The sequence below is a fragment of the Priestia sp. FSL R5-0597 genome, from assembly GCF_038006305.1.
In the GTDB taxonomy this organism is placed as follows: Bacteria; Bacillota; Bacilli; order Bacillales; family Bacillaceae_H; genus Priestia; species Priestia zanthoxyli.
In genome coordinates this window covers 145,595-166,079 of record NZ_JBBOUZ010000001.1, presented here as the reverse complement: position 1 = coordinate 166,079, position 20,485 = coordinate 145,595, and the positions used below count along the sequence as shown (strand labels likewise).

Genomic DNA, 20,485 nt, shown 5'->3' with positions numbered 1-20,485 from the left:
GCTTATGCATATAATTAATGAATTACTCTAAGCCCATTTCTTCTTTTACTACTTCTACGATACGCGTTACATAAGTTTCACATTCTTCTTGTGTTTGTGCTTCAACCATAACACGTACTAACGGCTCTGTTCCTGAAGGGCGTACAAGTACTCGGCCATTACCGTTCATTTCTTTTTCCACTTCTTCAATAACCACTTTTACCTTCTCGTTATCTGTAACATGATGCTTATCCGTTACTTTTACATTTACAAGAAGCTGAGGATACTTCTTCATTTCAGCTGCTAATTCTGATAAAGGCTTTTTCGTTGCTTGCATAATGTTTACAAGCTGAATAGCTGAAAGCATACCGTCACCTGTTGTGTTGTAATCTAAGAAAATAATATGACCTGACTGTTCTCCACCTAGGTTATATTGATTAGCTTTCATTTCTTCTACTACATAACGGTCGCCTACACCAGTTTGTGCACTTTCAATTCCGCTAGCTTCTAGTGCTTTATAGAAGCCTAAGTTACTCATAACAGTAGAAACAAGCGTATTTTTCTTTAAACGTCCTTGTTCATATAAGTACTTTGCACAAATGAACATGATTTGATCACCGTCTACAATCTCGCCTTTTTCATCGATTGCGATTAAACGATCTCCGTCTCCATCAAATGCTAACCCAACATCCGCTCCTTTTTCTTTTAAGAAGGCACTTAATGCTTCCGGATGTGTAGATCCTACACCGTCATTGATGTTTAATCCGTTTGGTGATGCCCCCATTGTAGAGATATCCGCATCTAAATCTGCAAATAAATGTGCTGCTAACGATGACGTTGCTCCGTGCGCACAGTCTAATGCAACATGAATACCTGAGAAGTCTTCATCAACCGTTTGTTTTAAGTATTGAAGATATTTTTGTCCACCTTCGAAGTAGTCATTTACCTGACCTAAATCTCCCCCAACAGGTCTTGGTAATTGATCTGTTTCACTATCCATTAACGCTTCAATTTCATTCTCTTGTGCATCTGACAGTTTAAATCCATCTGGACCAAAGAATTTAATTCCGTTATCTTGAACTGGGTTATGTGAAGCAGAGATCATGACTCCTGCTTGTGCGCCAAGTGCTTTTGTTAAATACGCTACCCCTGGAGTTGAAATAACGCCTAATCGCATAACTTCTGCACCAATTGAAAGCAAGCCTGCAACAAGCGCTCCTTCTAACATATGACCAGAAACGCGTGTATCGCGTCCGATTAATACCTTTGGTCGCTCTGCATCTTTTGTTAGAACGTAACCACCTAAGCGTCCAATTTTAAAAGCAAGCTCAGGAGTTAATTCACTATTGGCAACTCCTCGTACTCCGTCTGTTCCAAAATACTTACCCATTAATTTTCTCTCCTTCATGTCAAAACATTTAGTTTCCTGATGTATTATCTGTCTGTCCATCTACGGGTGTAGAATTTTCATCACTTTGATTACTACTATCGTCACCAGTTTCTGTATTATCTGTTGGTGTATCTGTATTGTCTTCAGGTGTATCAGTCTCTTCGCTTGGTTTATCAGTTGAATCACCTGAATTTCCCGTCCCAGGATTTGTTCCTGATCCTGATCCAGTTCCCGTGTCTGGCTTTGTTTCTTTATCGCTCGTGCTTCCACTTGTTTCTTTATCCGTTTGCTCATCATTTGTCCCTGATTGTTTTTTCGCTGTTACACGAACTTTTGCCTGTTTAGTCGATAGTGTTGATGTAACAGAGTCAGGACTATTTATTATAATAGGAACCGTGTGCTCCCCAGCAGATAAATTCCCTACATTCGCTGACAAGCTAATGCCGCTTTTCGTTAACTTATCTAAATCAGATTTTGGTCCTTTTACATCCGCATCTACTGAAGTAGGAGAAAGCAGTTCATACGTGTACTTTGAGGATTGACCAGTTAAAGAAACCGGCAAATTCTTAAATGACTTAGTCTCAGCTGCACTTGCGTCCGTTTCTTCTGCGTCTTTCTCATCACCTTGTTTGTCTACTTCCACATGAACGGTAATTTGTTTAGGACTTACACTATCTATTCCGTCTGGAACAGGGACATTCACCTTAATATCTTTAGATTTCGTAATACCGGTAACATCGACTGGAATATTATCAATTTTATCGATTTTTTCTAAAGAATCAGATGGACCGATAATTTTCACGGTATCTGTTTTAGGCTCTAGCTTCGTAATGTTGACACCGTCGCCTGGCGTGCCTTCTTGAATCACATCGATCGGCACTTTTTTACTAATATTTTTCACCGGGATTGTTACATTGACCGTTTCTGGTTGAACTGTTACATTCAATTTATTTAAATTCTTGTCTAATGCGACAACAGTTGCTTGTTTCGTCACTGTTTTTGAAGCATTATCTAAATCAATAATAGCTTTTACATAAGCAACTTGGTCTAATTGACTTGATGCGCCCGTTACCGTGACGGCTCTTGGGCTAACGGTTGCTTCCCCTGCTTCATACCCATTTTTGACCTTATTTTTATCATAGCTTGCCTCTACTGAAAACTGTTTTGAATCGCGTTCTTCAATTGTTACATTTACAATATCAGGCTTAACCACTACGTTTAAATTATCAGAGATATTTCGATACTGAACCTTGACTCTATGCTGCCCTAAGCTTAAATTATCAAGGTCAATATAAGCTTGATAATCTTTTTGTAGCTTTGTTTGAGCCAAAATATTTTTAGGACCTTCCAGTGTCATAATGACCGTATCCGGAACACCTCTTACAATTCTGTTCTTCTCATTGTAGGATACTTGAACCGGAACATCTGTTAATGTTTCTACTCCAGTGTTGGCAGAACTGCTTCGGTTCAGAATTTTATTTGATGAACTGGCACCATCATCTAAATTAACAGATAAATATAACATGAAGGCTAACAGCAACGCGATAATTTTCATAACCCACGATCGATTCATCAATTTATCCATTCTTCTTCAACCTCCATTGCCAACGAGTGGAAGAAGTTGCTTTAGAAGTTGTGACTAATTCTTTTTCTAGCATTTCTCTTAATGTATCAATGGTCAATTCACGATACAATTCACCGTTTTTGGTAACGGAAATGCCTCCAGTTTCTTCAGATACAATGACAGTCACACTATCTGTTACTTCACTTATTCCTACAGCAGCACGATGGCGAGTACCTAATTCTTTTGAAATAAAAGGACTTTCAGATAAAGGTAAGTAACATGCTGCAGCGGCTACTTGATCCCGCTGTAAAATAACCGCTCCATCATGAAGTGGTGTATTCGGTATAAATAAGTTGATTAATAATTCAGAAGAAATATTAGAGTTGAGCGGTATACCTGTTTCAATATAATCACCCATACCCGTCTCTCTTTCAATTGAGATCAATGCACCTATGCGTCTTTTAGCCATATAATGCGTTGCTTTTATAATCGCCTCAATCGTAACGGTACGTTCATCTTCTTCAGGCAAATTACTGCGTGAAAACAAACGTCCTCTCCCAAGCTGTTCAAGCGCTCGGCGCAGCTCTGGCTGGAAGATAATAATAATAGCTAAAAATCCATACGTTAACGCTTGGTCCATTAACCATTGCAACGTATTTAGTCCAAGGAAGTTACTTATAAAGCGGACAACTAAAATTACCGTGATTCCTTTTAAAAGCTGTACTGCTTTTGTACCTCTTATGACCATAATTAATTTATATATGACGAACCATACCAGGAGAACATCAACAATTTTTCCTAAATATGAGAGGATTGGCAGGTCTCCAATAGGCATCTTCTCACTTCCTCTATATATGTAATAAAGATAACATAACCGTTTTATTATACCATAAAACAAAATTACACTGTAAATTACATCTTATTTTTAAATCCTTGTTCCTATATAATGTAGCCTTCTTTTTATATAAATAAAACCGTCCACTGTTCCTCTCTAACAAGATAAGCGGACGGTTTTATGTTTAACTATTAAAAGTCAACAGCTTGCTTGGCATGAGTTTTGACGTTATACCATACCCAGTCAAAAATCTTGTCTAACTCTTCAATATTGCCTGTCACTTCTCCTGCAGAAGCTAGATACTTATCACCATGTATAACAGTAACGTTTCCATCTACTTTTCCTTCAATTTTAATATCGCCATTTCTCACAGTAATATCACCTTTGACGGTCTCACCTTTTGGTACAACGACTGTTTTATCGTGAATGACCAGGTTCGGCTGCTTTGAAACAGAAAAGTCTTCATCCGTTTCCCAAGCTGAAAACACCGTGCCGGACATTAACAACACAAATACAGCAGCTGCACTAAGAATCGGATGGTTTGTAAACCATCTATTCATTCGAATTCGATTCTTCTCACGTGGTAACCCGGCCATAACACCTGCTGTAAAGTTCATAGGTAATTCTATATGAGAAGTGCTTTGCACAAATGCAATCGTTCTTTTTAACTGATGCATATGCTGCTGACAACCTTTGCATTGGTGCAAATGCTCTTTTAATAACAGTTCATTTTCTTTTGTAATATCTCCATCTAAATGCTCATGAATGAGGTTTACATACATTTTTGGACATTTCATTCTTAGTTCACTCCTTACAAGTGGCGAAGTCGATTTCTTAAAGCTTCACGTCCTCTGTGAATTCTAGTCTTTACCGTACCAAGAGGCAGGTCTAAAATATCGCTGATTTCTTTTAACGACAGCTCATCTATATATTTTAGGACAATGACAGTTCGATATTTCTCAGGTAGCTTTAATATTTCCGACTGAATGAATTCTTGCAATTCTACTTGCTCTAGCTCTTCCTCTGGTAAGGCCTGATCGGCAGCTATTTGAGAGTACATATTTAACCCGTCGGTCCCGGCTACTTCTGCATCTAAATAATAGTCTGGCTTTTTTTTACGAATTCGATCAATACAAAGATTTGTAGCAATTCGATATAGCCAGGTGGAAAACTTTTTACTCGTGTCATAGCTATGAATATTTACATAGGCTCGAATAAACGCTTCTTGTGCAGCGTCTTGCGCTTCTTCCCGGTTTCCTAGCATTCGATAACATAGATGAAAAAGTTTATCCTTGTGATATTCTACTATGTCAGCAAACGCATCCTGGTCACCTTTTTTTACTTTTTTTATTTTTCTTTTTAATAATAAATCCATGTAACGGTTACCTCCGCCCATTGCGGGATAGTATATATACGTGTACTTTATCATAAAGTTTCACTTATGCTTAATTATTTTAACAAAAATTTGTCAAATACGTTTAAAAAGATCGTACGTAGGTTATGTAATTAGTATAGATGAAAAGAAGAGGAGTGGAAAGCTTGACTCATACAAAAGAAAACCTTTTGAATCAAATTGAAGAATGTAGAAATAACATGGTCACTCTTGCAGCAGAAAATCCTTTATCATCACTAACAGTGGTGAGAGTAAGCTCAGAGCTAGATGGTCTATTAAATGAATATGAAAAGTTTTTCTCTATATAAAGAAGCTCTAGAATCTGAACTAAGAGCTTCTTTTTTTTTACCTTCACATATGTTTCATGTACCTTTTGGTAGGCAATAATGTTTTATACTAATTTTTCTCCTAAAAGTGAGCCCATTAATGCAACAGCTACGGTAGCTGTTTTATTCCGCTCATCTAAAATAGGATTCACTTCCACAAACTCGGCAGAAGTGATTAGCTGAGATTCTGCCAACATCTCCATAGCTAAATGACTTTCTCTGTAGCTTATTCCACCGATAACTGGCGTTCCTACTCCAGGTGCATCATGTGGATCCAGTCCATCTAAATCGAGTGATAGATGAACGCCATCTGTTTTATCACGCAAATATAAAATTGTTTCTTCCATTACTTTTGTCATACCCATTCGATCTATCTCATGCATCGTATACACTTTAATTCCTTTTTCCTTTATTAGCTCTTTTTCTCCTTCATCTAAAGAACGGGCTCCGATAATCACAATATTCTCGGGCTTGACTTTAGGGGCATAGCCACCAATTCGAGTCAATGCTTCGTCTCCTATACCTATACTTGCCGCCAATGGCATACCGTGAATATTTCCGGAAGGAGACGTATCTGCTGTATTTAAATCTCCGTGTGCATCATACCAAATTACGCCCAAATTTTTATAATGACGACTTACTCCTGCTAGTGTTCCGATAGCGATGCTGTGATCTCCCCCTAGCACTAAAGGAAACCTTTTATTTGTAATAACATCACTTACGGTCTGAGCAAGTCTTTCGCTAGCATCCGCTACAGCTTTTAAATTCTTTAAGTTTGTATTTTCATCACTATGTACTCGTTCAGCTAAGGCAATTTCAATATTCCCTTTATCTTCTACACTATATCCAATATTCTCGATGCGTTCCATAACACCTGCATATCGTATCGCACTTGGCCCCATATCGACCCCTCGGCGAGTTTGACCTAAATCCATTGGTACTCCAATAATTGAAAGCTTATTCATAATATGTCCCCCCATCACAAATGTTGCTACTCTCTTATTGTAACGGCTAAATGAGCGATGGCTCAACTCGACACTTTTTTGAATATATATACAATTCTAATTTGTAGAAACTACACAAAAAAACCTTTAAGCAAATTGCTTAAAGGTTGTACGTTTATATGTATGGTGGAGCCTAGCGGGATCGAACCGCTGACCTCCTGCGTGCAAGGCAGGCGCTCTCCCAGCTGAGCTAAGGCCCCAATATGTTTTTTTATATAGAAATGGAGCGGAAGACGAGGTTCGAACTCGCGACCCCCACCTTGGCAAGGTGGTGTTCTACCACTGAACTACTTCCGCTTATTAAAATGAGCCATGAAGGACTCGAACCTTCGACCCTCTGATTAAAAGTCAGATGCTCTACCAACTGAGCTAATGGCTCTCTATGGCTGGGCTAGCTGGATTCGAACCAACGCATGACGGAATCAAAATCCGTTGCCTTACCGCTTGGCGATAGCCCAATAAAAATGGTGGAGGGGGGCAGATTCGAACTGCCGAACCCGAAGGAGCGGATTTACAGTCCGCCGCGTTTAGCCACTTCGCTACCCCTCCGATATAAATGGTGCCGGCAAGAGGACTTGAACCCCCAACCTACTGATTACAAGTCAGTTGCTCTACCAGTTGAGCTACACCGGCACGGTGGTGGAGGATGACGGGATCGAACCGCCGACCCCCTGCTTGTAAGGCAGGTGCTCTCCCAGCTGAGCTAATCCTCCACTATTATGTAGATAAAAATAAATGGTGACCCGTACGGGATTCGAACCCGTGTTACCGCCGTGAAAGGGCGGTGTCTTAACCGCTTGACCAACGGGCCAGTTGGCTCCACAGGTAGGACTCGAACCTACGACCGATCGGTTAACAGCCGATAGCTCTACCACTGAGCTACTGTGGAATAATAATAGCCTGGCAACGTCCTACTCTCACAGGGACAAAGTCCCAACTACCATCGGCGCTAAAGAGCTTAACTTCCGTGTTCGGTATGGGAACGGGTGTGACCTCTTCGCTATCGCCACCAGACAAATTATATTATACATGATTTGATAAAGAAAGCAAGACTTTTTTTGAAAAAGTTTTGTTCTCTCAAAACTAGGTAACAGGTTGCTGAGTAAAGCTTACGCTTTTAAAGTTTGGTTAAGTCCTCGATCGATTAGTATCAGTCAGCTACACATGTCGCCACGCTTCCACCTCTGACCTATCAACCTGATCATCTTTCAGGGATCTTACTAGCTTGCGCTATGGGAAATCTCATCTTGAGGGGGGCTTCATGCTTAGATGCTTTCAGCACTTATCCCGTCCACACATAGCTACCCAGCGATGCCTTTGGCAAGACAACTGGTACACCAGCGGTGTGTCCATCCCGGTCCTCTCGTACTAAGGACAGCTCCTCTCAAATTTCCTACGCCCACGACGGATAGGGACCGAACTGTCTCACGACGTTCTGAACCCAGCTCGCGTACCGCTTTAATGGGCGAACAGCCCAACCCTTGGGACCGACTACAGCCCCAGGATGCGATGAGCCGACATCGAGGTGCCAAACCTCCCCGTCGATGTGGACTCTTGGGGGAGATAAGCCTGTTATCCCCGGGGTAGCTTTTATCCGTTGAGCGATGGCCCTTCCATGCGGAACCACCGGATCACTAAGCCCGACTTTCGTCCCTGCTCGACTTGTAGGTCTCGCAGTCAAGCTCCCTTGTGCCTTTACACTCTACGAATGATTTCCAACCATTCTGAGGGAACCTTTGGGCGCCTCCGTTACATTTTAGGAGGCGACCGCCCCAGTCAAACTGCCCACCTGACACTGTCTCCCGGCCCGATCAGGGCCGCGGGTTAGAATTTCAATACAGCCAGGGTAGTATCCCACCGACGCCTCCACCGAAGCTAGCGCTCCGGCTTCTCAGGCTCCTACCTATCCTGTACAAGCTGTACCAAAATTCAATATCAGGCTACAGTAAAGCTCCACGGGGTCTTTCCGTCCTGTCGCGGGTAACCTGCATCTTCACAGGTACTATAATTTCACCGAGTCTCTCGTTGAGACAGTGCCCAGATCGTTACGCCTTTCGTGCGGGTCGGAACTTACCCGACAAGGAATTTCGCTACCTTAGGACCGTTATAGTTACGGCCGCCGTTTACTGGGGCTTCGATTCAGAGCTTCTCCCAAAGGATAACCCCTCCTCTTAACCTTCCAGCACCGGGCAGGCGTCAGCCCCTATACTTCGCCTTGCGGCTTCGCAGAGACCTGTGTTTTTGCTAAACAGTCGCCTGGGCCTATTCACTGCGGCTCTCTCGGGCTATACACCCTACCAGAGCACCCCTTCTCCCGAAGTTACGGGGTCATTTTGCCGAGTTCCTTAACGAGAGTTCTCTCGATCACCTTAGGATTCTCTCCTCGCCTACCTGTGTCGGTTTGCGGTACGGGCACCTCCCGCCTCGCTAGAGGCTTTTCTTGGCAGTGTGGAATCAGGAACTTCGGTACTATAATTCCCTCGTCATCACAGCTCAGCCTTTATGATGAGCGGATTTGCCTACTCATCAGCCTAACTGCTTGAACGCGCATATCCAGCAGCGCGCTTACCCTATCCTACTGCGTCCCCCCATTACTCAAACGGCGGGGAGGTGGTACAGGAATATCAACCTGTTGGCCATCGCCTACGCTTTTCAGCCTCGGCTTAGGTCCCGACTAACCCTGAGCGGACGAGCCTTCCTCAGGAAACCTTAGGCATTCGGTGGACAAGATTCTCACTTGTCTTTCGCTACTCATACCGGCATTCTCACTTCTAAGCGCTCCACCAGTCCTTACGGTCTGACTTCGCTGCACTTAGAACGCTCTCCTACCACTGACATCAAAGATGTCAATCCACAGCTTCGGTGATACGTTTAGCCCCGGTACATTTTCGGCGCAGAGTCACTCGACCAGTGAGCTATTACGCACTCTTTAAATGGTGGCTGCTTCTAAGCCAACATCCTGGTTGTCTAAGCAACTCCACATCCTTTTCCACTTAACGTATACTTGGGGACCTTAGCTGGTGGTCTGGGCTGTTTCCCTTTTGACTACGGATCTTATCACTCGCAGTCTGACTCCCATGGATAAGTCTTTGGCATTCGGAGTTTGACTGAATTCGGTAACCCGTTGGGGGCCCCTAGTCCAATCAGTGCTCTACCTCCAAGACTCTCACAACATGAGGCTAGCCCTAAAGCTATTTCGGAGAGAACCAGCTATCTCCAGGTTCGATTGGAATTTCTCCGCTACCCACACCTCATCCCCGCACTTTTCAACGTGCGTGGGTTCGGGCCTCCATTCAGTGTTACCTGAACTTCACCCTGGACATGGGTAGATCACCTGGTTTCGGGTCTACAACCACATACTAAACGCCCTATTCAGACTCGCTTTCGCTACGGCTCCGCCTTATCAGCTTAACCTTGCATGGGATCGTAACTCGCCGGTTCATTCTACAAAAGGCACGCCATCACCCATTAACGGGCTCTGACTACTTGTAGGCACACGGTTTCAGGATCTCTTTCACTCCCCTTCCGGGGTGCTTTTCACCTTTCCCTCACGGTACTGGTTCACTATCGGTCACTAGGTAGTATTTAGCCTTGGGAGATGGTCCTCCCAGCTTCCGACGGAATTTCACGTGTTCCGCCGTACTCAGGATCCACTCAAGAGGGAACGAAGTTTCAACTACAGGGTTGTTACCTTCTTCGACGGACCTTTCCAGGTCGCTTCATTTACTTCGTTCCTTTGTAACTCCGTATAGAGTGTCCTACAACCCCAAGAGGCAAGCCTCTTGGTTTGGGCTAATTCCGTTTCGCTCGCCGCTACTCAGGAAATCGCATTTGCTTTCTCTTCCTCCGGGTACTTAGATGTTTCAGTTCCCCGGGTCTGCCTTCAATATCCTATGTATTCAGATAAAGATACTGTTCCATTACGAACAGTGGGTTTCCCCATTCGGAAATCTCCGGATCAAAGCTCACTTACAGCTCCCCGAAGCATATCGGTGTTAGTCCCGTCCTTCATCGGCTCCTAGTGCCAAGGCATTCACCGTGCGCCCTTTCTAACTTAACCATTAGCGAATAAATGGTACAACATAAAGTTGTGTTATTTATTGGTTTGATTAAAGAAAAGTTTCACTTTTCCTCAGCAATTACTGTTATCTAGTTTTCAAAGAACAATCGCAACCAAAATTCTTCTTATCTAATAAGAAGAAAGTAGTATGCTTTCTATAATTGAGAGATTGAACTCTCAAAACTGAACAAAGTGTCAAAACGTACGTCATGTAAAAATCCTTAGAAAGGAGGTGATCCAGCCGCACCTTCCGATACGGCTACCTTGTTACGACTTCACCCCAATCATCTGTCCCACCTTAGGCGGCTAGCTCCTTACGGTTACTCCACCGACTTCGGGTGTTACAAACTCTCGTGGTGTGACGGGCGGTGTGTACAAGGCCCGGGAACGTATTCACCGCGGCATGCTGATCCGCGATTACTAGCGATTCCAGCTTCATGTAGGCGAGTTGCAGCCTACAATCCGAACTGAGAATGGTTTTATGGGATTGGCTTGACCTCGCGGTCTTGCAGCCCTTTGTACCATCCATTGTAGCACGTGTGTAGCCCAGGTCATAAGGGGCATGATGATTTGACGTCATCCCCACCTTCCTCCGGTTTGTCACCGGCAGTCACCTTAGAGTGCCCAACTAAATGCTGGCAACTAAGATCAAGGGTTGCGCTCGTTGCGGGACTTAACCCAACATCTCACGACACGAGCTGACGACAACCATGCACCACCTGTCACTCTGTCCCCCGAAGGGGAACGCTCTATCTCTAGAGTTGTCAGAGGATGTCAAGACCTGGTAAGGTTCTTCGCGTTGCTTCGAATTAAACCACATGCTCCACCGCTTGTGCGGGCCCCCGTCAATTCCTTTGAGTTTCAGTCTTGCGACCGTACTCCCCAGGCGGAGTGCTTAATGCGTTAGCTGCAGCACTAAAGGGCGGAAACCCTCTAACACTTAGCACTCATCGTTTACGGCGTGGACTACCAGGGTATCTAATCCTGTTTGCTCCCCACGCTTTCGCGCCTCAGCGTCAGTTACAGACCAAAAAGCCGCCTTCGCCACTGGTGTTCCTCCACATCTCTACGCATTTCACCGCTACACGTGGAATTCCGCTTTTCTCTTCTGCACTCAAGTTCCCCAGTTTCCAATGACCCTCCACGGTTGAGCCGTGGGCTTTCACATCAGACTTAAGAAACCGCCTGCGCGCGCTTTACGCCCAATAATTCCGGATAACGCTTGCCACCTACGTATTACCGCGGCTGCTGGCACGTAGTTAGCCGTGGCTTTCTGGTTAGGTACCGTCAAGGTACAAGCAGTTACTCTTGTACTTGTTCTTCCCTAACAACAGAGTTTTACGACCCGAAAGCCTTCATCACTCACGCGGCGTTGCTCCGTCAGACTTTCGTCCATTGCGGAAGATTCCCTACTGCTGCCTCCCGTAGGAGTCTGGGCCGTGTCTCAGTCCCAGTGTGGCCGATCACCCTCTCAGGTCGGCTATGCATCGTTGCCTTGGTGAGCCGTTACCTCACCAACTAGCTAATGCACCGCGGGCCCATCTGTAAGTGATAGCCGAAACCATCTTTCAATCATCTCCCATGAAGGAGAAGATCCTATCCGGTATTAGCTTCGGTTTCCCGAAGTTATCCCAGTCTTACAGGCAGGTTGCCCACGTGTTACTCACCCGTCCGCCGCTAACGTCATAGAAGCAAGCTTCTAATCAGTTCGCTCGACTTGCATGTATTAGGCACGCCGCCAGCGTTCATCCTGAGCCAGGATCAAACTCTCCGAAGAAATGTTTGACTTGCTCATTTAAAAAATAAAAATTAACGTTGACGTTTGTCGCTTTGTTCAGTTTTCAAAGTTCAACCGCCGCTCTTGAGCGACTTTCTTATATTAACAAGTTGTCTTTCATTTGTCAACAACTTTTTAATATTTTATTTCTGATGAATTGCGATTGTTTTCCAATCACTCATCAGCGACATTTAATAATTTAACATCTGTGCTATATAAAAGTCAACACTTTTTGAAAAGTTTTTTTCGTTTTATCAAAAAATCTTATTTACTTCCCTGCTTTCGCCAAATCTTAGCAAGATCTTTGAAAGGATTTGATACTTTTCTTGAATGTTTCGTTCAAGAACTACATGATTCAAACTTTGTTGAAAAGCAACGTTTGATCTCTTTATTTCTTCTCTAAGTAGTGCTTCTAACTCTAAACACTCCACCTGATTAAATAAACAAATTTTCATTGATTCACCTGCTTTTTGCGACATTGATTCTCACACATCAAAATAAAATCAGTTGTTCTTTTCCTTACCTGTTATTAATTGTAGACAAAACGCATACAAATTAGACAAGTACTACTTATTAAATGAGGTGACAAAATGAATATGTTTTATACTATTCGAGCCAAAAGAATCAAACAGACCATGCTTATCGTAGTTGCTGCGTTTTTTACAAGTTTTTTTCTCTATGCTCAGCAGACGTTTCACTTTCCCGTGTTTTCAACGGATAACGGTCCAAGAGCTGTTTATAAGGCGGATGATAAAAATCCGGAAGTTGCTCTGACCTTTAACATCAGCTGGGGAGATGAAAGAGCTATTCCCATTCTGAATGAACTAAAAAGACAGCATATTGAACATGCTACTTTCTTTTTATCTGCTTCATGGGCTGAACGTCACCCAGATATTGTAGAGCGCATTAAGAAAGAAGGTCACGAAATTGGCACAATGGGCTATGACTATACTTCTTATACAAGCCTAAAACCTAATGAGATTAGACAGGATCTTGCAAAATCAAAGAAAGTCTTTGATTCTCTAGGCCTTAAAGATGTTCACCTTCTTCGTCCTCCTAACGGGCAATTTAATAAAGACATCTTAAAATTAACAGCAGATATAGGATATACTACTGTTCACTGGAGCATTGATTCTAAAGACTGGACAAATCCAGGGGTTGAAAAAATTGTCTCGAATGTTACAAAGCCTTTAGACGGGGGAGATATTATATTGCTGCACGCGTCTGACTCCGCTCAACAAACAGCAAAGGCTATTCCATATATCAAGGATTCATTACAAAATAAAAAAGTCTCAAACGTAAGTATTTCAACATTAATTTCAAATTCAAAAACCCAAGTAAAAGATATCCGCTAAGATTTATTCCCACTGTATATGGAAAGCAAAAGCAGACAAATATACTATTTGTCTGCTTTTGCTATTCTTGCGTGCGTAAGAAGTTTCGGCAAAATAAGAAGTTGATACATATTACAAATTAGAAGTGGAAACAACATAAGGTAAAGCCAGCTTTCTTCATTCGTTCGCAGCGCTGGGAACCATTCAATTGTCGTTACAACAATCATAAAAAACAGCGCTGGTACAAAAGCCTCTTTATTCGTCTGCTTTTTCTTTGCATACGCCACTAACAACCCCACCGCTAACAAGAAAACGCTTAACAAAATATACTTACCTATGCCTTCTCCCGCTTGTTGAAAGAACTTATATCGAAAATAAGCAACGTCAAATAATACAAATAAAACAAATACAATTTGAACCGATTTCCAAAGAGATGCAGATTTAAAAATTCCCAGCCCAAATCGGTGAATAGTTAAATATGCAAAGAACCCCATTTGGCTAATTAAACTAAAAATAAACCCTACGCCTACGAGCCATGTTAAAACAGCAACAATTTCTCCTATCTTTCCTTGTTGAAATAAGTGACCGTATTCCCCCCAGCGCACCGCAAACCCAACAACAGCTGTACTTATACCCCCAACAGCTAACGTGGTTAGAAATAGACGAACCCAATTTCGACTATTCACTTCCATCTCCCCCATAAGTTGCAAAATTGTACCTTTTCATAAATTGTACCAATCACGTTTTGAAAAATCTAGAGCTCTTTTATGAATAAAAAACCTTGATTATCTCATATTAAGCGTAAGCATATTAGGAAAGGAGCTCATTACTATGAAAAAGCGACTCATGCTCCTCATTTATATAGGAATGTGTATGCTTTTAGCTACAGCCTGTGCACCGCAAGATGAAGAGAACAATGGTATGGATTATGATCAAACAAAGAAAATGGTTGTTGATATTTTAAAAACAGATGAAGGAAAAAAAGCAGTCGAGGCAATTATGAAAGACCCTTCTGTTAGACAAGATATTTTAATGGATCAAAACGCGATAAAAGATACAATTTCTCAAACCTTAGTATCAGATAAGGGCGTGGAATTTTGGAAAAAAGCCATGGATGATCCGAAGTTTGCTGAAAGCTTTGCTAAAAGTTTGGAAAAAGAAAATAAGACGGTCATCAAACAACTAATGAAAGATCCTGAATATCAAGGAATGCTTCAAGATGTTTTAAAGGATCCGGCTATGGAAAAAGAAGTACTGACTGTTTTAAAGAGTAAAGAATATCGCACTTATTTACAAAAGATTATGACCGAAACGTTTGATAGCCCTCTTTATCAATCTAAAATTCAAGACATTCTTTTGAAAGCCGCTGAAGAAACACAAGGTGGACAAAAACAAAGCAGCGACGATGGCGGTTCTTCTTCCGCTGGATCTGACTCAGGGGGAGAACAGCAACAGCAGTGATTAAATACGCATCTCACATGAGATGCGTATTTAATTATGTCATTTATTTTTATTAAAAAACCTAAATGACTTCTTTATATTTTTTAATACTTAGTATTTTTATTGGAATTGTAAACTTTAATTCTTAGCTTTATGGTAAAATATTAGAAATTAACACAATCGTTTTATAGCAAAAGGAGGGAATTCGATGGAATTTCGCGTTATTAAAACGTTTCAAACCATTGTTCGTTTAGGAAGCTTTCAATTAGCCGCTGAATATTTAAAGTACTCTCAGCCTACCATTACACTGCACATTCAAAAGTTAGAATCCGAACTAGGATTTAAGCTTTTAGAACGAGGAAAAAGCATTAAACTTACTGAAGCAGGTAAAATCTTTTACGAACGGGCAAATATTTTACTAAAGGAATATGAATATCTAAATAATACCTTAAAGGATTATTCAACAGGCGAAGCTGGCACGATCCGTATAGGTGCTGCAGAGCCTACAGCAAGCAGTCGACTGCCTTCCATTCTCTCATTATTTAAAAAAAGATATCCCAACACAGAAATTAGCTTACTCGTTGCAGACGAAAAGCACCTTCATCAACATATACGCAATCAAGAAATTGATTTCGCGATTGGCACTGTATCAGAATCGTTCAGAGATATAGAGTTTGAGGCATTGCTAACAGAAAAACTTGTGCTGCTACTACCATTCAATCATGCGCTAACAAAAAGAAAAACAATCTTTGCAAAAGATTTAATACACGAAACGCTGATTACAGCTGGGCAATCTTCCGTTCAAAAGAAAATTGAGCAGCTAATCTTTGAACGAACAGGACAGCTGCCTGCTAAAGTCCAGTTAGGCACTATTAGCACACTTCAGCATTTTGTAAAAGAAAACTTAGGAATAGCCGTTGTTCCACAAATAAGCGCAACTCTTCCGCCGGATCAAGTGGTGGTTAAAACGATTCATGACTTACATGAGGGGCCTGCAATCGGCATTTTAAAGCACCAGTCTCACACCGTAAGTACAGCTGGAAAAACATTTTTAGCTCTCTTAAAACAAAACCTCGCATTTGATTTAAAAAAGACGCAGATTGAACTCTCTGTATAATAATAAAAAGCACGCGCTCGAACAGCGCGTGCTTTTTATTATTTTCCTGTTGCTGCTTTTTCATTTTCGCAAATAAATGCAATCTTGCTTGCAATCTCTCCATATATTTGACCTAAACGATGTGATTCGTCGTAAATGGAAGGTGCAAAATCTTCTTCATTCCAATCAGGCTGACTTAACGGAAGCTGTCCTAACAGCTCTGTCTGAAGTTCCTCAGCCAGTTTTGGACCCCCGCCTTTACCAAATACATACTCTTTTTCCCCTGTTAGCTGGCTTTCAAAGTAAGCCATATTTTCTACAACTCCAATGACCTCATGATCGGTTTTCAAAGCCATAGCACCCGCTCTAGCTGCAACAAATGCCGCTGTAGGATGTGGTGTTGTAATAATCACTTCTTTACAAGCAGGAAGCATGGAGTGAACGTCTAATGCGACATCACCTGTTCCTGGAGGTAAGTCTAGTAAAAGATAATCTAATTCTCCCCATTCAACTTCTGTAAAGAAGCTCGTCAACATTTTTCCGAGCATAGGTCCTCGCCAGATAACAGGTGAATTATCTTCTACAAAGAAGCCCATGGAAATAACTTTTACTCCGAAACGATCAACTGGAATAATCTTTTCACCTTCTACTACAGGACGTTGTGTGATTCCCATCATGTCTGGGACGCTGAATCCATAAATGTCAGCATCAATTAAACCAACTTTTTTTCCTAAACGAGCTAGAGAAACGGCTAAGTTAACAGAGACTGTTGATTTACCAACGCCTCCTTTACCGCTGGCAATAGCAATAAATTCTGGTGCATTCGGACTAGTTAGTAAGTTGCCAGTATTCGGCTGCTCAGCGCGGTACTGCTGAAGTTCCTCAGGCGTAAACTCAACAAATCGCAGTCCAACCGACTGTACACCTGCTTTTTTTAATTCTTCTACAATTGTGCCTTGCAGGCTCAACTGTTCACTCGTACCTGTTTTTGCAACAGCAATCTTCAGGCTTATATGCTGTTTTTCAGCTTTAATTGTTATTTCTTTAATCGCATCTGTTTCTGATAGTTTTTTATTTAAAAATGGATCTGTAATTTCCCCTACTACTTCTTTTACTTGCTTTTCCGTTAGCATACTCCCACCACCATGTTAAAATCTATTTATTTATACTATCAAGTATATCATACATATTAGATTTTTCTGAATAGAAGGGTGCTATGCTTTTTATTTAGGCTTTTCTCCAGTAAAATACCGGCTGACTCCTTCATAAATGGATTCAGCTAACTTTTTTTGATAGCGTTTCGATTGAAGCATTTTACGTTCTGTAGGATTTGACAAGAATCCTACTTCAACCAAAGCACCGGGTGGCTTAGAATGCTTAAGAAGGTAAAGAGTTTGAATAGCTTTTGCTTCACGGGTCGTATTGTCCAGATTATTTCTTAGCTCTTGTTGAATGAGTTTGGCCACTTGCTCGTTTTCTTTTAGGGATCCGTAATAGAAAGTTTGAGCCCCTCTCCACGCAGAGGATGGAATAGCATTCAAGTGAATACTTAAGTACAAATCAGCGTTGGATTTATTAATCATCGTTAAGCGATTTTTTAAGTCTTCTACTTTTCTGCGACTGTATCCTCTTGTATCTTTGGCCGCTAGGTCTTCGTCTTTTTCTCTCGTCATAATAACAAGTGCCCCTTGCTCTTGCAGATAGTCTCGAAGCATTAACGAAATTTTAAGAGTTATTTCTTTTTCAAGCACCTCATCCTCTCCTACCGCTCCTCCATCAACACCGCCATGTCCAGGATCTAGTACAATAACTTTCCCGCTAAGAGGAAGTGAAAGCGAACCGGATGATGTTCTATGATCTATTTGATATTGTACAATGACAAAAAGAACAAGAAGCGCTATAATTGTGCTCATTATTTTTACTTTAGACATTTTATCCCTTCCCTTCTTGCCTCACCTATTTATTTCTATATGGGACAAGAACGGGAATTATGAGTACTTTTTAATGCAAACGTAAACGGCGTCTTTTTTCTGCGGTTCGATAACCTTCTTTCCACCAGTCTTGCACATATCCTTGACACAAATAATACAGGCCATCTTGATAAAGATCTGTTACAGACATGCTGACGGCTCCGTACAATGTATCAATTAAAAGAGACTCTTCTTGCTTACTGTGCTTCTGAACATCTTCGTAGCCTTTACCACGTTTACTCACCCGGGCACCTAATAAAAATGATTCGATAGCAATGTCAAGACAGTACTCCTCCACATGTTCGTCTCCTAGCATATTCCACTGAAACATTGGATGAAAATAACGGCGCAGCCTCTCTTGAAGCAAATCAAACGATAGTTCCCTTAGGACTTTGCGTTCATATTTCATTTCTTTTTCATAACGTTTTTCTTTTAAATATGTAACCTCGTTCACGATAACGCCTCCCTTTTTTACATATTGTCTGCACAAGCCTTCGTCTCATACGCAAACAACAAATAAAAAAAGCCTTGGTCCAAAGACCAAGGCTTGAAACGTAATATAAAATTAACGTTTTGAGAATTGTGGTGCACGACGAGCGCCTTTAAGACCGTATTTTTTACGTTCTTTCGCACGAGCGTCACGAGTTAATAGACCAGCACGTTTTAATGTTCCACGGTATTCAGGGTCTGCTTCTAATAAAGCACGAGAGATTCCGTGACGAATAGCGCCAGCTTGACCTGCATAACCTCCACCATTAACGTTTACAAATACGTCATAGTTACCTACAGTTTCAGTTAAAGCAAGTGGTTGTTTTACTACTTCACGTAGTGCAGCAAATGGAATGTATTCCTCGATTTCACGACCGTTGATTGTTACGCGACCGTTACCTGGTACTAAACGTACACGAGCAACAGAGCTTTTACGACGACCAGTTCCGTAATATTGTACCTGTGCCAAGATAATAACCTCCTCTTATTAATTATCCGCGAAGTTCGTAAACTTCTGGTTTTTGTGCTTCATGTGGATGTGTTTCACCAGCATACACATGTAATTTTTTGAACATTTGACGGCCTAGGCTACCTTTTGGAAGCATGCCTTTGATTCCTAATTCAAGCATTTTCTCAGAGTAGTTAGTACGCATTTCTAATGCTGTACGTTGTTTCAAACCACCTGGGTGCATGCTGTGACGGTAATAAATTTTATCAGTTAATTTTTTACCTGTTAATTCGATTTTTGACGCATTGATAAGGATCACGTGATCACCAGTATCAACATGTGGTGTAAAAGTTGGTTTATGTTTACCGCGTAAGATTGATGCTACTTCACTTGCTAAACGACCTAAAGTTTTACCTTCAGCATCGACAACATACCATTTACGCTCTACTTCGTTTGCTTTCGCCATGAAAGTTGTACGCATGAGTTTCCCTCCTAATTTTCATCATCAATTATAAAATTATTTCAACCTTCTATTTCAACACGATTAATTTCCGGGGCTAACCGTGGGGTTAAAATACATACCATATGATATATTATATCTTTAAGCTACTAATGTCAAGAAAATGTTACACCAGGTTTAGTTGTCATAGAAAACGCGCCATAAATATAGTCCTTGCGAAGGCGCAGTTTTCCCTGCACGAGGACGTGATTTGCTTTCTAGAATATCTTTTATAGCATCTGGTTCAATACGGCCTTGTCCTACTTCTAAAAGCGTTCCAACAAGAATACGAACCATATTATACAGAAAGCCACTTCCAACGAATCTAAACACAAGCTGACTATTCTCTTCATACATATCAATCTTGTAAATCGTACGAATCTTATCTTCCACTTCTGTCCTCGCTGAACAAAAGCTTGTAAAGTCGTGTGTACCGAGTAAATATGTGATGGCTTTTTTCATTTTTGAGTAGTCTAATGGATAAGGGTAATGGTATGCATAAGAACGAGTGAAAGGATTTCGATCTTCGCCGCGCAAAATATGATAGCGATACTCTTTTGAAGTAACGTCATACCGGGCGTGAAAATGTGCATCAACTTCACATACATTCTTCATTACAATATCATCTGGTAGCATTGAATTCAATGCTTTTTTCCACTTATCACATGGAATATTTAGGTTTGTGTCAAAATGAATGACTTGCCCCTGTGCATGAACATTTGTGTCCGTTCGTCCAGAGGCGTAAATCGGAACTTTTTTGTTATGCATTTTCTCTAAAACGGCTTCAATCTCCAGTTGAACTGTTCGCTTATTGGGCTGAACTTGATAACCTGAAAAGTGTGTGCCGTCGTATGCAACTATACATTTTAAACGTTTCATCT

18 protein-coding genes, 9 tRNA genes and 3 rRNA genes are annotated in these 20,485 nt (G+C 41.5%); 4 read left to right on the top strand and 26 right to left on the bottom strand.

Features of this window, described 5'->3' with window-relative positions; genetic code table 11:
* Nucleotides 1–22: 22 nt before the first annotated feature.
* The 5 genes from glmM to sigW all read right to left on the bottom strand — a co-directional run bounded on the left by glmM (nt 23) and on the right by sigW (nt 5,143).
* Complete coding sequence (glmM, locus tag MKX72_RS00980) at nt 23–1,369, bottom strand: phosphoglucosamine mutase (RefSeq protein WP_028411905.1); 1,347 nt, start codon at nt 1,367–1,369, stop codon at nt 23–25.
* A 28-nt stretch (nt 1,370–1,397) separates the two neighbouring features.
* Nucleotides 1,398–2,954: a CdaR family protein gene (locus MKX72_RS00975; RefSeq protein ID WP_028411906.1), complete on the bottom strand. Its 1,557-nt coding sequence runs from the start codon at nt 2,952–2,954 to the stop codon at nt 1,398–1,400.
* Nucleotides 2,947–3,768 carry a diadenylate cyclase CdaA gene (gene cdaA / locus MKX72_RS00970; RefSeq protein ID WP_013054971.1) on the bottom strand — a complete coding sequence of 274 codons (822 nt, stop codon included), beginning with the start codon at nt 3,766–3,768 and terminating at the stop codon, nt 2,947–2,949. Before cdaA ends, MKX72_RS00975 begins: the two co-directional genes overlap by 8 nt.
* A 191-nt stretch (nt 3,769–3,959) precedes the next feature.
* Nucleotides 3,960–4,565, bottom strand: a complete 606-nt coding sequence (locus tag MKX72_RS00965) for an anti-sigma factor family protein (protein WP_013081391.1) — start codon at nt 4,563–4,565, stop codon at nt 3,960–3,962.
* A gap of 14 nt (nt 4,566–4,579) precedes the next feature.
* Nucleotides 4,580–5,143: an RNA polymerase sigma factor SigW gene (gene sigW / locus MKX72_RS00960; protein ID WP_013054969.1), complete on the bottom strand. Its 564-nt coding sequence runs from the start codon at nt 5,141–5,143 to the stop codon at nt 4,580–4,582.
* Nucleotides 5,144–5,307: 164 nt separating this feature from the next.
* Between sigW and MKX72_RS00955 the strand changes: the two genes are divergently transcribed.
* Nucleotides 5,308–5,469, top strand: coding sequence for an aspartyl-phosphate phosphatase Spo0E family protein (locus tag MKX72_RS00955; protein ID WP_013054968.1), 162 nt, complete (start codon nt 5,308–5,310; stop codon nt 5,467–5,469).
* Between the two features lie 83 nt (nt 5,470–5,552).
* On the opposite strand, the gene rocF is transcribed toward MKX72_RS00955, so the two are convergent.
* The 14 genes from rocF to MKX72_RS00885 form a co-directional block, all read right to left on the bottom strand.
* On the bottom strand, nt 5,553–6,452 hold the full coding sequence (gene rocF / locus MKX72_RS00950; protein WP_028411907.1) for an arginase: 900 nt from the start codon (nt 6,450–6,452) through the stop codon (nt 5,553–5,555).
* Between the two features lie 163 nt (nt 6,453–6,615).
* Nucleotides 6,616–6,691 (bottom strand) — tRNA-Ala (locus MKX72_RS00945).
* 22 nt (nt 6,692–6,713) lie between these two features.
* A tRNA-Gly gene (locus MKX72_RS00940) sits at nt 6,714–6,788 on the bottom strand.
* A gap of 9 nt (nt 6,789–6,797) precedes the next feature.
* Nucleotides 6,798–6,870 (bottom strand) — tRNA-Lys (locus MKX72_RS00935).
* A 4-nt stretch (nt 6,871–6,874) separates the two neighbouring features.
* Nucleotides 6,875–6,949, bottom strand: a tRNA-Gln gene (locus MKX72_RS00930).
* 7 nt (nt 6,950–6,956) lie between these two features.
* Nucleotides 6,957–7,040: transfer RNA gene (locus tag MKX72_RS00925), tRNA-Tyr, on the bottom strand.
* An 8-nt stretch (nt 7,041–7,048) separates the two neighbouring features.
* Nucleotides 7,049–7,124, bottom strand: a tRNA-Thr gene (locus MKX72_RS00920).
* 4 nt (nt 7,125–7,128) lie between these two features.
* Nucleotides 7,129–7,204 (bottom strand) — tRNA-Val (locus MKX72_RS00915).
* Between the two features lie 23 nt (nt 7,205–7,227).
* Nucleotides 7,228–7,302: transfer RNA gene (locus MKX72_RS00910), tRNA-Glu, on the bottom strand.
* Nucleotides 7,303–7,305: 3 nt separating this feature from the next.
* Nucleotides 7,306–7,380, bottom strand: a tRNA-Asn gene (locus MKX72_RS00905).
* A gap of 9 nt (nt 7,381–7,389) precedes the next feature.
* Nucleotides 7,390–7,505, bottom strand: a 5S ribosomal RNA gene (gene rrf / locus MKX72_RS00900).
* A gap of 110 nt (nt 7,506–7,615) precedes the next feature.
* Nucleotides 7,616–10,551, bottom strand: a 23S ribosomal RNA gene (locus MKX72_RS00895).
* Nucleotides 10,552–10,776: 225 nt separating this feature from the next.
* Nucleotides 10,777–12,328, bottom strand: a 16S ribosomal RNA gene (locus MKX72_RS00890).
* The 16S, 23S and 5S rRNA genes sit together here with 9 tRNA genes alongside, the layout of an rRNA operon.
* A 254-nt stretch (nt 12,329–12,582) precedes the next feature.
* On the bottom strand, nt 12,583–12,807 hold the full coding sequence (locus MKX72_RS00885; protein ID WP_230683562.1) for a hypothetical protein: 225 nt from the start codon (nt 12,805–12,807) through the stop codon (nt 12,583–12,585).
* A 111-nt stretch (nt 12,808–12,918) separates the two neighbouring features.
* Between MKX72_RS00885 and pdaB the strand changes: the two genes are divergently transcribed.
* On the top strand, nt 12,919–13,683 hold the full coding sequence (pdaB, locus tag MKX72_RS00880; protein ID WP_098627195.1) for a polysaccharide deacetylase family sporulation protein PdaB: 765 nt from the start codon (nt 12,919–12,921) through the stop codon (nt 13,681–13,683).
* Nucleotides 13,684–13,727: 44 nt separating this feature from the next.
* On the opposite strand, the gene MKX72_RS00875 is transcribed toward pdaB, so the two are convergent.
* Nucleotides 13,728–14,348 carry a KinB-signaling pathway activation protein gene (locus MKX72_RS00875; protein ID WP_028412721.1) on the bottom strand — a complete coding sequence of 207 codons (621 nt, stop codon included), beginning with the start codon at nt 14,346–14,348 and terminating at the stop codon, nt 13,728–13,730.
* Nucleotides 14,349–14,493: 145 nt separating this feature from the next.
* Here MKX72_RS00875 and gerD point away from each other — a divergent pair, with 145 nt between their 5' ends.
* Together gerD and MKX72_RS00865 are read left to right on the top strand one after the other, a co-directional pair.
* Nucleotides 14,494–15,123, top strand: coding sequence for a spore germination lipoprotein GerD (gerD, locus tag MKX72_RS00870; protein WP_033580786.1), 630 nt, complete (start codon nt 14,494–14,496; stop codon nt 15,121–15,123).
* A 187-nt stretch (nt 15,124–15,310) separates the two neighbouring features.
* Nucleotides 15,311–16,219, top strand: coding sequence for a LysR family transcriptional regulator (locus tag MKX72_RS00865; protein ID WP_014462003.1), 909 nt, complete (start codon nt 15,311–15,313; stop codon nt 16,217–16,219).
* Between the two features lie 38 nt (nt 16,220–16,257).
* Here the strand turns inward: MKX72_RS00865 and MKX72_RS00860 are convergent, their stop codons facing one another.
* The 6 genes from MKX72_RS00860 to truA form a co-directional block, all read right to left on the bottom strand.
* Nucleotides 16,258–17,331 carry an Mrp/NBP35 family ATP-binding protein gene (locus tag MKX72_RS00860; RefSeq protein WP_014462004.1) on the bottom strand — a complete coding sequence of 358 codons (1,074 nt, stop codon included), beginning with the start codon at nt 17,329–17,331 and terminating at the stop codon, nt 16,258–16,260.
* A 90-nt stretch (nt 17,332–17,421) separates the two neighbouring features.
* Complete coding sequence (gene cwlD, locus MKX72_RS00855) at nt 17,422–18,129, bottom strand: N-acetylmuramoyl-L-alanine amidase CwlD (RefSeq protein WP_014462005.1); 708 nt, start codon at nt 18,127–18,129, stop codon at nt 17,422–17,424.
* Nucleotides 18,130–18,199: 70 nt separating this feature from the next.
* Nucleotides 18,200–18,622 (bottom strand): DUF2521 family protein, encoded by a 423-nt coding sequence (locus MKX72_RS00850; protein WP_028412723.1) that lies wholly within the window; start codon nt 18,620–18,622, stop codon nt 18,200–18,202.
* Between the two features lie 111 nt (nt 18,623–18,733).
* The gene (rpsI, locus tag MKX72_RS00845; protein ID WP_013054959.1) at nt 18,734–19,126 is read right to left on the bottom strand and encodes a 30S ribosomal protein S9; all 393 of its coding nucleotides are present in this window, start codon (nt 19,124–19,126) and stop codon (nt 18,734–18,736) included.
* A gap of 22 nt (nt 19,127–19,148) precedes the next feature.
* Nucleotides 19,149–19,586, bottom strand: coding sequence for a 50S ribosomal protein L13 (gene rplM, locus MKX72_RS00840; protein ID WP_013054958.1), 438 nt, complete (start codon nt 19,584–19,586; stop codon nt 19,149–19,151).
* A 156-nt stretch (nt 19,587–19,742) separates the two neighbouring features.
* Nucleotides 19,743–20,483 carry a tRNA pseudouridine(38-40) synthase TruA gene (truA, locus tag MKX72_RS00835; protein ID WP_013054957.1) on the bottom strand — a complete coding sequence of 247 codons (741 nt, stop codon included), beginning with the start codon at nt 20,481–20,483 and terminating at the stop codon, nt 19,743–19,745.
* Nucleotides 20,484–20,485 lie beyond the last annotated feature (2 nt).